Origin of the sequence: Klebsiella sp. 141251 (assembly GCF_050600725.1) — a bacterium.
Lineage (GTDB): Bacteria > Pseudomonadota > Gammaproteobacteria > Enterobacterales > Enterobacteriaceae > Klebsiella > Klebsiella aerogenes.
On record NZ_JAQIRG010000003.1, the window covers coordinates 156,346 to 168,460 of the forward strand.

A 12,115-nucleotide genomic window follows, 5' to 3' on the forward strand; every position below is an offset into this window, starting at 1 on the left:
TGTCAACCTCGTGACAAAGAGTTACACCGTCACCTCTTCCGTATACTGTATAAAAACCCTATACTGTATGAATTGACAGTTTAGGGTTTTTATCATGACGGCGGAAGGCCACCTCTTCTTTTCTATCGCCTGTGCGGTATTTGCAAAAAATGCAGAATTAACCCCCGTGCTGGCGCAGGGGGACTGGTGGCATATCGTTCCTTCCGCCGTGCTGACCTGCCTGCTGCCCGATATCGACCATCCTAAATCTTTCCTCGGGCAGCGTTTAAGCTGGGTCTCAAAACCGGTAGCCCGCGCCTTTGGCCACCGGGGCTTTACCCACAGCCTGCTGGCGGTATTCGGCGCGCTGGCGCTGTTCTATCTAAAAGTGCCGGAGAGCTGGATAATCCCGGCCGATGCGCTGCAGGGTTTAGTGCTTGGCTACCTCAGCCATATACTCGCCGATATGCTCACCCCGGCCGGCGTACCGCTGCTGTGGCCTTGTCGCTGGCGGTTCCGTCTGCCGATCCTCGCGCCGCGCAAAGGCAATCAGCTCGAGCGCGCGCTGTGCATGGCGCTGTTCATTTACGCCGTCTGGATGCCGCAAAGCATGGCCGAAAATAGCGCCGTGCGCTGGTCATCAAATATGATTAATTCGCTGCAATTAACCTTTAATCGTTTTATTAACCATCAGGCTGAACGATAAATACGCTAAATAATTTTTTGGTTATAACCCATTCCATTTGAGTATAAGAAAGCAATAAGGCCTTCTGCTACTCTTGGCGCCATAAGAGTTGGTTTCAGACCAACCCAGGTAACAAGATATCAGGAGAACGGGGATGAATTTTCCATTAATAGCGAACGTTGTCGTGTTCGCGGTTTTACTGTTTGCGCTGGCTCAAACCCGCCACAAACAGTGGAGCCTCGCTAAAAAAGTACTGGTCGGTCTCGTTATCGGCGTTATCTTTGGTCTTGGCCTGCAGCTGGTTTACGGCTCCGACAGTCAGGTTCTGAAAGATTCTATTCAGTGGTTCAATATCGTCGGTAACGGCTACGTGCAACTGCTGCAGATGATCGTTATGCCGCTGGTCTTCGCCTCCATTTTGAGCGCGGTGGCGCGCCTGCACAATGCATCACAGCTGGGGAAAATCAGTTTCCTGAGCATCGGTACGCTGCTGTTCACCACCCTAATCGCCGCGCTGGTCGGCGTGCTGGTGACCAACCTGTTTGGCCTCACCGCTGAAGGCCTGGTGCAGGGCAGCGCGGAAACCGCTCGTCTGAACGCCATCCAGAGCAACTATGTCGGTAAAGTATCAGATCTGAGCGTTCCGCAGCTGATCCTGTCGTTTGTGCCGAAAAACCCGTTTGCCGATCTGACCGGCGCTAACCCGACTTCTATCATCAGCATCGTTATCTTCTCGGCGTTCCTTGGCGTCGCGGCGCTGAAACTGCTGAAAGACGATGTGGAGAAAGGCCAACGCGTCCTGACCGCCATCGACACGCTGCAGGGCTGGGTGATGAAGCTGGTGCGTCTGGTGATGCAGTTGACCCCGTACGGCGTACTGGCGCTGATGACCAAAGTGGTTGCCGGTTCCAACCTGCATGACATCATCAAGCTCGGCGGTTTCGTGGTGGCCTCTTACATCGCGCTGGGGATCATGTTTGTGGTACACGGTCTGCTGTTAGCCGTCAATGGCGTCAGTCCGCTGAAATATTTCCGTAAAGTCTGGCCGGTGATTACCTTCGCCTTCACCAGCCGTTCAAGCGCGGCGTCTATTCCGCTGAACGTGGAAGCGCAGACGCGCCGTCTGGGCGTGCCGGAATCTATTGCCAGCTTCTCCGCCTCATTTGGCGCGACGATTGGTCAGAACGGCTGCGCCGGTATCTATCCGGCGATGCTGGCGGTAATGGTAGCGCCAACCGTTGGCATCAACCCGCTGGATCCAATGTGGATTGCCACCCTCGTGGGTATCGTCACCGTAAGCTCCGCGGGCGTAGCCGGCGTTGGCGGCGGCGCGACCTTCGCAGCCTTGATCGTGCTGCCGGCGATGGGTCTGCCGGTCACGCTGGTCGCGCTGCTGATTTCCGTCGAGCCGCTGATTGATATGGGCCGTACCGCCCTTAACGTTAACGGTTCAATGACCGCCGGCACGCTGACTAGCCAGTGGCTGCGCCAGACGGATAAAGCCATCCTCGATAGCGAAGAAGACGCCGAACTGGCGCATCGCTAACGTTAACAGCCACAAAAAAGCCGCTGAATTTCAGCGGCTTTTTTATTTTACCCGCGAGGTCAGGCCTCTATTTCACCTTCCTGGCGTATCTGATTAGCCCAACGCTGCGCCGATTCCGGCACGGTGAACGCCGGTGAACGGCGGAAACGCTCGCCCATCAGTACAAAGGCGACATATTTGCCCCGCAATATCCAGACATCGCGAAAATGGTCCATTTTAACGGCATGATCCGGCGGCGCAGGCTCGACGCGCGGCACGTAGCTAATGACAGGGCGATTTTGTTGGCGCAATGTTTTCATAACAGATGGATTCACTAAGCAAAGCGGGAACATAAACCCCTATCATAGCCGATCGCCCCCCTTTTCGTCGCCCCTCCTCCGCTAATGCGCATTTTAGGATAACTCTATTCGTTTCTGCCCGGCGAACCCAGAACAATGTTCTATAGTTAGAAGGGTTTTGGTTTAGCAACGACCACTTTTAGCAATGAAAGCAGGAGACGAGCAGATGTCAGAAAAACACCACGACCCACACAGCCGACAGGCACCGGTACACGATAGCGATGAAGCAAAACCGGGCCTTGATTCGCTGGCGCCCGAAGACCGCGAATGGCGCCCTACTCCCCAGCCAACCGCGCCCGGGGAGGAACCGACGTCGCCCGGCAGCCTGAAAGCGCCGGATACTCACAGCATAAAATTAGATACGCTTGAGCCGCAGCGTAAAGGCGGCGAAAACTTCCCGCTGACCACCAATCAGGGGGTACGCATCGCCGACGATCAAAACTCGTTACGCGCCGGCAACCGCGGACCAACGTTGCTGGAAGATTTTATCCTGCGTGAGAAAATTACCCACTTTGACCATGAACGCATTCCCGAGCGTATCGTTCATGCTCGCGGTTCCGCCGCGCACGGCTATTTCCAGCCTTACAAAAGCCTGAAAGAGATTACCAAAGCCGATTTTCTGTCCGCGCCGGAAAAAATCACCCCTGTTTTTGTCCGCTTCTCCACCGTTCAGGGCGGCGCGGGCTCGGCCGATACCGTGCGTGATATCCGCGGCTTTGCCACCAAATTCTATACCGAAGAGGGCATTTTCGACCTGGTGGGCAACAACACGCCGATTTTCTTTATCCAGGATGCGATTAAATTTCCCGACTTTGTCCATGCGGTGAAACCCGAACCGCACTGGGCAATTCCGCAGGGACAAAGCGCCCATGACACCTTCTGGGACTATGTTTCGCTGCAGCCGGAAACATTGCATAACGTGATGTGGGCCATGTCCGACCGCGGCTTGCCGCGCAGCTATCGCACGATGGAAGGTTTCGGCATACATACTTTCCGTTTCATCAACGCCGAAGGCAAAGCCACCTTCGTACGCTTCCACTGGAAGCCGGTGGCCGGTAAAGCATCCCTGGTGTGGGATGAGGCGCAGAAATTGACCGGCCGCGACCCGGATTTTCATCGCCGCGACCTATGGGAAGCCATCGAGGCTGGCGATTATCCGGAGTTTGAGCTCGGCCTGCAGTTAATTCCAGAGGAAAACGAGTTCGATTTCGACTTCGATCTGCTGGATCCGACCAAACTCATTCCGGAAGCGCTGGTGCCCGTGCAACGAGTCGGCAAAATGGTGCTTAACCGTAACCCCGACAACTTCTTCGCTGAGAACGAACAGGCGGCATTCCATCCGGGTCATATCGTGCCGGGTATCGATTTTAGTAACGACCCGCTGCTGCAAGGGCGACTCTTCTCCTATACCGATACGCAAATTAGCCGCCTCGGCGGGCCAAATTTCCACGAAATTCCGATTAACCGCCCTACCTGCCCGTATCATAATTTCCAGCGTGACGGCATGCACCGAATGGAGATTGATACTAATCCAGCAAATTATGAGCCTAACTCTATCAACGATAACTGGCCTCGCGAAACGCCGCCGGCGCCGAAACGCGGCGGCTTTGAATCACTGGCGGAACGCGTTGATGGCGAGAAAATCCGTAACCGTAGCCCCTCCTTCGGCGAGTACTACGCCCAGCCTCGCCTGTTCTGGCTCAGCCAGACGCCGATTGAGCAGCAGCACATTATCGGCGGCTTTAGTTTTGAGCTGAGCAAAGTGGTCAGAGTCTGGATCCGCGAGCGGGTGGTCGATCATCTGGCGCATATTGATATCGGGCTGGCGGAAGCGGTAGCCAACAATCTCGGTATCGAACTCAGCGATGAGCAGAGGAATATTGCCCCGCCAGCGCCGGTTAACGGCGTGGAGAAAGATCCAACCCTCAGTCTTTACGCTGATGGCGATGGCGACGTAAAAGGACGAATTGTCGCGGTATTACTCAACGAGAAGACCTGCGCGCAGGATGTACTCAACCTGTTGCAAGCGCTGCAGGCCAGAGGCGTCCACAGCAAACTGCTCTATTCGCGTATGGGCGAAGTCAGCGCCGATGATGGATCGCAGCTACCGATCGCCGGAACCTTCGCCGGCTCGCCATCGTTGACGGTTGATGCGGTTATCGTTCCCGGCGGCGATCTGAGCAGCATCAGCGATAACGGAGATGCCCGCTACTATCTGCTGGAAGCTTATAAGCATCTGAAGCCTATTTTACTGGCGGGCGATGCGCGGCAGTTTAGTTCGCTGCTACAGGTGCCCGCTGCGGGTGAAGAAGGGGTTATCGAATGCGACGCGATTAATACGCTTAGCGTCGATAAACTGCTGACGCTACTGGCCGCGCATCGCGTCTGGTCAAGAAGCAGTAAAGTTGCGGCCATACCCGCGTAACAAAAAGCCCGGCAGTTCATGGCTGCCGGGCTTTCCTCTCTTTATACGTCGCGATAGTTTCCGAGCCGGTAGCCGCGTTCCGCAATAGCGTACTTCAGTTCGCCGGACGTCAGCACGTCCAGTTCGGTCAGCCGCGGATAGCAGTAAGCGCTGCCCATAATGGTGTTATCGACAAATGCCGGATGACACATCACTTCCAGCGAGTTTTCCTGCCGTTCAAGTGAGGCATCCAGCGTCTGCAGGAACAGCGCTTGTGAAACCGCTTCACCGTAAAATTCGCTGCTGAAGCCATCGCTACTGCGAGCCGCATCCTGATCGAGGCCATTCAGCGCCGCCACCTGGCGGTCGATACGCAAAGCAACGCCCTTTTCGCGCGCAAAAGCGGCGACGATGGGGTAGATCTGCGCGATCATATGCACGTGGTGGTGGCTGTCGATATGGGTCGGTTCGCAACCAAACAGTTCGATAAAACGCCGATACTGACACTCCAGTTCGTGGGCGATCTCATCCAGCGGCAGGCTGTCTTCTTCCGCCATCTGCCAAATCCATTTGCCCAACCGCCCGTCGCGGGTTAACCCCGGCATCGCCGATAATGGCTCGCCCAGCGTCAACACAAAGTGCATCCCCACCGCCAGCTCGGGCAGGCTGCGACTCAATTGGGCGGCGTGGCCGATAGCCGCGCCGTTGACCAACGCCGTGGTCGACGTCACCAGTCCGTTCCTGCAGGCTTCGATAATACCGTAGTTCTGCCCTTTGCTCAGGCCATAATCATCGGCGTTAACGATCAATACGCGTTCCATCGGCCGCTCCCGTTACTGTTTCAGTTTTTCGATAGTGGCTGCAAAGTTCGGCAGCCACTTCTCATGGGCGAGGATCATCTCCCGCGCCAGCTGCTCGGCATCGCGATCCGAATGAATCAGCGGGCTTAAATTGAGCGCCAGCAGCACATCATTGAGCTCGCCGCTTATTGCCGCCTGGCTGGCCGCCACTTCAAAGCCTTTGATGGTATAAATCAGCCCCAGCACTTTTTCATCAAAATGCGTGATTCGCGGCGTGGGTTTCGCGCCATCGCGGCCCAGCGTACAGGTCATTTCTACCGCCCAGTCGGCCGGAATATTATCAACGTGGCCATGGTGCGGAATATTCACATAGTGCTCGGCCTGCTTATCATTGTAAATGGCGTTAATCACCTCGCAGGCGGCATCAGAGTAGTAAGCGCCGCCTCGCTGCTCAAGCTCCTTCGGCTTAATGTTCAGATCCGGATTTTTGTACAGTTCGAACAGCTGTTTTTCAACCTTCTGTACGACCTGAGCGCGCGCGCCGCCTTTGTAGTACTCGCCCATCTCAATCGCCAGCATCTCTTTCGGCTTGAAGTAATAAAGCAGATACGAGCAGGGGATCAGGCGCAGTGAGCGAATCAACCCTTCGCTAAACGGCAGGTCGAAGATGTTTTTCACCGAGTTCGCGGTCAGGCGGCCAGAAGCCACGCCGTCCAGCAGTTCATCGAAGCGCGACACGCCATTGACCAGCACATCGCGAACGAACACCAGGTGGTTAAGGCCGAACAGATCGATATTCAGTTCATCGCTCGGGCTCAGCTGCAGCACATCGGTAATAAACATCTTCATACCGATTGGAATGTTGCACACGCCGATAAAGCGTTTGAAATTGGTGTGGCGATATACCGCCTCGGTGACCATACCCGCCGGGTTGGTAAAGTTAATGATCCACGCATCGGGGCAAATTTCCTGCACATCTTTGACAATATCGAAAATCACCGGGATGGTACGCAGGCCTTTAAACAGACCGCCCGCACCGTTGGTTTCCTGGCCAAGATAGCCATGGCTTAACGGGATACGTTCATCTTTTTCACGCGCTTTCAGCTGGCCAACGCGTAGCTGCGTGGTGACGAAATCCGCCCCTTCCAGCGCCGCGCGGCGATCCAGCGTTTTGTAGACTTTCATCGGCACGCCGGCTTTTTCTACCATCCGCTGGCACAGCGCATGGATGATATCGAGCTTCTCCTGCCCTTCTTCCACGTCCACCAGCCACAGTTCCGTTACCGGCAGCTCATGATAGCGTTTGAGGAAACCTTCCAGTAATTCCGGGGTATAGCTGCTGCCGCCGCCGATAGTCACGACTTTTAATTTCTGGCTCATATCTTTCTCCCTTAGGCGCTACGCGTAGACGTAGACCGCTCTCCGCATAAATGCGGACAGTTAACTTGAATGAATAAACCGCGCGGTAAATTCCGCTGCGAGTTAATTAATATTGGTCAGCTGTTTGCGATAACTGCTTGGCGTAAAGGAAGTCAGCTTTTTGAATGTTTTAATAAACAGACTTGGGCTGCTATATCCTGATTCATACGCAATATCAGTGACCGAATAGTTGGTAATTTCCAGCTGTTTTTTCGCGAAATTGATGCGGATATCATTAATGATCTGCATCGGCGTCTTACCATAATAGCGCTGGGTCGCCCGGGTTAAATATTCTTGCGTTTTCCCGGACAATTGCACCATATTTTCCAGCGCGCTTTCGCCAAATTTGTTTTTATCGTGCATATCCTCTACGGTATTTTTCAGCCAGTGAGGAATCACATCTTCAACGGGCTCTTCACGATAATGACGTAAGCGGTTAATGGTGTAAAACGAGACCAGTTCAATAAACTCGTCAAATTCAGTCTCGCGAAAATTCAGTGAAGCAATAACCGACTCGATATAACTGAGAAAGGCGCTTTGCACCGCATAGACCTGAGAGGCGACCAGACCGAACGGCAGCAGCGGCAGATAATGTTTCTCAAAGAAGCGTCTGCTGATGCCAACGTTAAGAATGCGCGTCGCACCAAACTCGTAAAAGCTCTGATGGTGCGACCCCATTGGGATAAAGACAAAGTCCCCGCGCTCCAGCAACACCCGCTTGCCATTAATTTCCTGATAATAGCGCCCGGTTAAAACGATAGTGAACTCGTAGTAATCATGCTGGTGAAGCCCGCTCACACTCTCCGTTTTGTTATAGATGACCACATGAAAGTTTTTCCCGTTGAAGAGCTGTTGTTCCCTGGCGGTACTGATCTCGGTGGTCATCATCTTCGGCTGCCTCATCGTTCGGATAGCCTATTGTACCTTCTCGTGCAGCTCGATCAATTCGGCCACCAGTTCACGGGCCAGCATTGAGGTCATCAGATGATCCTGCGCATGAACCAGCACCAGACTCACCTTCATCTTGCCCTCGCCTTCATCGCTTTCAATAAGCTGGGTCTGGACGCGATGCGCTTCGCTCAGCGCCATCCGCGATTGCTCCATCATCGATTTCGCGGCGGCAAAATCCCCCTGCTTCGCCTGCTTCAGCGCCGCATAGGCCAGGCTACGCGCCTGTCCGGAGTTGATAATCAGCCCCATCACCACCTCTTCGAGGTCATTTTCCGGGGTTTCTACCGCGTCGATGTTATCCAGATCAAACATAATATTTCCCTCGTTTCTCAGGCGGTACGGGAAGAGCCCGTACCGCTAGACATCAGAATTTCAGTGCGTTAGCAATATCTTCTTCGCTTTCTTCCTGCTCGATGGTGCTCTGCGCTTTGTTCGACAGGATGACGAACGGCAGGTACACGGCAGTAGCGACACAAAGGTTGAAGAGCGCGACCAGCAGGGCAGCAACGCTACCGTTACTGTTAAAGAAAGCGCCCAAACCGGTTGGCATCGTCCACGGGGCCAGGTTGGTCACCGGTGGGATAATGCCCAGACTATAAGCGGCCAGCGTAATCGCGGCCAGAATCGGTTGGACCAGAACGAACGGGATGAACATGACCGGGTTCATGATGATCGGCAGACCGAACAGAATCGGTTCGTTAATCTGGAAGATGCCTGACGGCAGCGCCAGCTTAGCGACCTGACGATGATCGGCGCGGCGAGAAGCGATGAAGATGGCGATAATCAGACCCAGCGTCGCACCGGAACCACCCAGCAGGATGTAGGAGTCGAGCATCGGCTTCGCCCAGAAGTGGAACTGTTTGCCGGCTTCGATGGCCGCGTCGACAGAACCATACTGGTTATACAGCGCGATGTTTTCCAGCGCCCACGGCGTCATAATGCCGTTATCCAGCGCGGTCAGCGCCAGCGAACCGTGCACCCCGAAGAACCACAGCAGGGAGTTAAAGATTACGTACGCCCAGCCAACGACGCTGCCCATCGCCGCCAGCGGCGTGGAGATGGAGTCCATGATGATCTGATGGAAGTTGCTGCCGTAGTTTGACAGAATCCACGAAATAATGCCGAAGACCGACAAAATCAGGAAGCCCGGGATCAGCGCCGAGAAGGAACGCGATACCGATGACGGCACGCTATCCGGCAGTTTAATGACCCAGTTGCGACGAATGACAAAGGTGAACAGTTCCGCCACCACCAGGCCGATAATCATCCCGGAGATAATGTTCTGCCCGCCGAGCCAGTTGGCGCCAACGGCGTAGGCTTCACCTACGCTATAAGGCGTGACGGTCATAAAGGCGGCGACCGCCAGCAGACCGGCAGCCATGGGGTCGACTTTACGCTCTTCGGCCAGCGCGGCGCCGATAAAGAACGGCGCCATCAGCGACATAATACCCAACGTACCGTTATAGACATTACCGCCGATGGCTTTAAAGCCGTTTAAGGTTTCAATGGTGGAGGCATCCAGGCGAATCCCCATTGAATAAAAGAAAGAACCTTCACCAAAGCTCAGAAAAACGTTGTTGATTAATACGAACATGGCCCCGGCGAGGGTCAGCGGCATTAATTTAATAAAGCCGTTTTTAATCGCATTAATGTGCGGTTGCTTTCCTATTTTAACAGCAAAAGGAAGGAGTACCTTTTCAAGCGAATCGATCACTTTACTCATAGTCAATACCCTTAAAAGCCGCAATAAAATATTACGGCGATGATGTATGAAATTACTCTTTGACGGGAAAATAAACTGTTGAATATAGTGGCGGCTAGTATTAATTAACTACCAGACGCCAGAATATCGCGAGTTTAAAATTAAAATTATTGTGCAGCAGCTTTCTTAATGGCCGCGACGGCCGCTTTCAATACACCTAAGCCATCAACTTTACCGTACAGAATGGAGTCAATGACCTCTACCGGCTTGTTGGGCAGCAAACGTTGGATTTCCGGCAGCATATACGCAATTTGTGGCCCTAATAATACGACATCAGCTTCCGGCCCTTTTTCACCGGCCAGCGTTTCAGGATACGCTTCAATAATTACCGGGACTTCATATTTTTCTGCCTGGGCACGCATTTTGGAGACCAGCAATGAAGTGGACATGCCAGCCGAGCAGAACAGATAGATATGTTTCTTTTCCATGAACGCTTCCTCAATTTGTAGGACCAGGGCCTCAGCAATGGCTGAGAGCCGGTAAGACTGGTAACTTTCGGTTAGTTTTGTTTATGCATTGAGTATACGGCAACATTTGGCGGCAGGATAATTCCCTGTTGAACAGAATTGTCTCTCATTGACCTCGCGTTTTGACTACCCTCACATTTCCCCCAAATAATTCGCGCAATTAAATAAGCATTAGCCGCCATAAAAAAGCCCGACCAATGGTCGGGCTTTCGTAGCTCTCAGCTTGTGACGCGTAGTTATTTGCTGTTACGCGGATCGGTGTCGTACTCGGCGCAGGTCTGGTAGCCGGAGTTCATCACGTGACCGGTGTCGTCCAGCGCGACGAAGTAGGTTTCAATTTTACCATCCCGTTGACCCAGGATATAAGTCTGGCAAGTTCCGCGTGCGTGGATCATGGTGACTTCAGACGACGGTTTACCGGCAATCTGCATAACCTGGCTGCGGGTCATGCCTTTTTTGACATCCTTAACAACTGGCTGTGTGAACTGGTCTTTGGTGCGGTCATAGGCCGTACACCCCGCCAGCATGGTTAATACTGCCGCTGCGCCCATCAATCCTGCTAATTTTTTGTTCATATTCCGTCCTCATTATGTAATCGGCGTGTTTTAAGCCTGGAATAAAAAGCGTTATTTTTCAAGCCAAACGTCGAATTCATGTAAATTCAGAACTTTTCTGGTAACCAGATATGTGCAAAAAAACAGCGGCGCAGCGCACTCTACTTCCAACTACCTTCCGCACCATAATTAAATGCTATGCCATTGGTTGCCTTCTTTTCCGTCAGTCAGCGGTACCAGCCTTGTCGTTTCAGCAGCAAAGAGGTAGTTTTAGACCATGCTGGTTGCCATACAGGCTCACTTTCCGGAGGGCGTAATGACGCTTCAACAACAAATTATTCAGGCGCTGGGCGCGAAGCCGCAGATTGATGTCGAAGGCGAAATTCGCCGCAGCGTGGATTTCCTGAAATCCTATCTGCAGACCTACCCGTTCATTAAATCACTGGTGCTCGGCATTAGCGGCGGCCAGGATTCGACCCTTACCGGCAAACTATGCCAGATGGCGATCGATGAGCTGCGTGCCGAAAGCGGCGATCGCAGCCTGCAATTTATCGCCGTGCGCCTGCCTTATGGCGTCCAGGCCGATGAGCAGGATTGCCAGGATGCCATCGAATTTATCCAGCCCGACCGCGTGCTGACCGTCAATATTAAAGGCGCGGTGCTGGCCAGCGAGCAGGCGTTGCGAGAAGCGGGTATTGAGCTGAGCGATTTTGTTCGCGGCAACGAGAAAGCCCGTGAGCGAATGAAAGCCCAATACAGTATCGCCGGCATGACCAAAGGCGTGGTCGTGGGAACAGATCATGCCGCAGAAGCGATCACCGGCTTCTTTACCAAATACGGCGATGGCGGTACCGACATTAATCCTATCTTCCGTCTCAATAAACGTCAGGGCAAACAGCTACTGGCGCAGTTGGGCTGTCCTGAGCACCTTTATATGAAGCAGCCGACCGCCGACCTCGAAGATGACCGCCCTTCTCTGCCGGATGAAGTCGCGCTGGGCGTGACCTACGAAAACATTGATGACTATCTGGAGGGTAAAACCCTAGACGAGAACATCGCCAAAACCATCGAAGGCTGGTATCTGAAAACCGAGCATAAGCGCCGCCCGCCGATTACCGTCTTCGACGATTTCTGGAAGAAGTAACTACTCCCCTGCACCCCGGCCAGCGCCGGGGTTATTTTTTGTTCTTTTCGCCGTAAAACTCGCCTG

The 12,115-nt window shown here is 53.6% G+C and carries 12 protein-coding genes and 1 pseudogene; 4 read left to right on the top strand and 9 right to left on the bottom strand.

What is annotated here, in order from left to right; genetic code table 11:
• Positions 1 to 94: 94 nt before the first annotated feature.
• The gene (locus PGR09_RS08465; protein ID WP_289578394.1) at positions 95 to 685 is read left to right on the top strand and encodes a metal-dependent hydrolase; all 591 of its coding nucleotides are present in this window, start codon (positions 95 to 97) and stop codon (positions 683 to 685) included.
• 133 nt (positions 686 to 818) lie between these two features.
• Positions 819 to 2,210, top strand: coding sequence for an L-cystine transporter (locus PGR09_RS08470; protein WP_015366191.1), 1,392 nt, complete (start codon positions 819 to 821; stop codon positions 2,208 to 2,210).
• 59 nt (positions 2,211 to 2,269) lie between these two features.
• On the opposite strand, the gene cedA is transcribed toward PGR09_RS08470, so the two are convergent.
• Positions 2,270 to 2,542, bottom strand: coding sequence for a cell division activator CedA (gene cedA, locus PGR09_RS08475; protein ID WP_072047989.1), 273 nt, complete (start codon positions 2,540 to 2,542; stop codon positions 2,270 to 2,272).
• Between the two features lie 172 nt (positions 2,543 to 2,714).
• Between cedA and katE the strand changes: the two genes are divergently transcribed.
• Positions 2,715 to 4,973 (top strand): catalase HPII, encoded by a 2,259-nt coding sequence (katE, locus tag PGR09_RS08480; RefSeq protein ID WP_289578395.1) that lies wholly within the window; start codon positions 2,715 to 2,717, stop codon positions 4,971 to 4,973.
• A 41-nt stretch (positions 4,974 to 5,014) separates the two neighbouring features.
• On the opposite strand, the gene chbG is transcribed toward katE, so the two are convergent.
• The 8 genes and pseudogenes from chbG to osmE all read right to left on the bottom strand — a co-directional run bounded on the left by chbG (position 5,015) and on the right by osmE (position 10,926).
• Positions 5,015 to 5,773 (bottom strand): chitin disaccharide deacetylase, encoded by a 759-nt coding sequence (gene chbG / locus PGR09_RS08485; RefSeq protein ID WP_047045065.1) that lies wholly within the window; start codon positions 5,771 to 5,773, stop codon positions 5,015 to 5,017.
• A gap of 12 nt (positions 5,774 to 5,785) precedes the next feature.
• Entirely contained in the window at positions 5,786 to 7,132 is a 1,347-nt protein-coding gene (locus tag PGR09_RS08490; protein ID WP_045374759.1) for a 6-phospho-beta-glucosidase, read from the bottom strand.
• Between the two features lie 102 nt (positions 7,133 to 7,234).
• Positions 7,235 to 8,074: a transcriptional regulator ChbR gene (chbR, locus tag PGR09_RS08495; protein WP_045393229.1), complete on the bottom strand. Its 840-nt coding sequence runs from the start codon at positions 8,072 to 8,074 to the stop codon at positions 7,235 to 7,237.
• Positions 8,075 to 8,086: 12 nt separating this feature from the next.
• Complete coding sequence (gene chbA / locus PGR09_RS08500) at positions 8,087 to 8,434, bottom strand: PTS N,N'-diacetylchitobiose transporter subunit IIA (protein WP_015366185.1); 348 nt, start codon at positions 8,432 to 8,434, stop codon at positions 8,087 to 8,089.
• A gap of 52 nt (positions 8,435 to 8,486) precedes the next feature.
• Positions 8,487 to 9,845 (bottom strand): PTS N,N'-diacetylchitobiose transporter subunit IIC, encoded by a 1,359-nt coding sequence (chbC, locus tag PGR09_RS08505; protein ID WP_015366184.1) that lies wholly within the window; start codon positions 9,843 to 9,845, stop codon positions 8,487 to 8,489.
• A gap of 11 nt (positions 9,846 to 9,856) precedes the next feature.
• A pseudogene (locus tag PGR09_RS08510) lies at positions 9,857 to 9,922 on the bottom strand (hypothetical protein); the annotation flags it as partial.
• Positions 9,923 to 9,991: 69 nt separating this feature from the next.
• Complete coding sequence (gene chbB, locus PGR09_RS08515; protein ID WP_015366183.1) at positions 9,992 to 10,312, bottom strand: PTS N,N'-diacetylchitobiose transporter subunit IIB; 321 nt, start codon at positions 10,310 to 10,312, stop codon at positions 9,992 to 9,994.
• Between the two features lie 275 nt (positions 10,313 to 10,587).
• The gene (gene osmE / locus PGR09_RS08520) at positions 10,588 to 10,926 is read right to left on the bottom strand and encodes an osmotically-inducible lipoprotein OsmE (protein WP_396279605.1); all 339 of its coding nucleotides are present in this window, start codon (positions 10,924 to 10,926) and stop codon (positions 10,588 to 10,590) included.
• 295 nt (positions 10,927 to 11,221) lie between these two features.
• On the opposite strand from osmE, the gene nadE reads away from it, so the two are divergent.
• Positions 11,222 to 12,049, top strand: coding sequence for an ammonia-dependent NAD(+) synthetase (gene nadE, locus PGR09_RS08525; protein WP_045393234.1), 828 nt, complete (start codon positions 11,222 to 11,224; stop codon positions 12,047 to 12,049).
• Positions 12,050 to 12,115 lie beyond the last annotated feature (66 nt).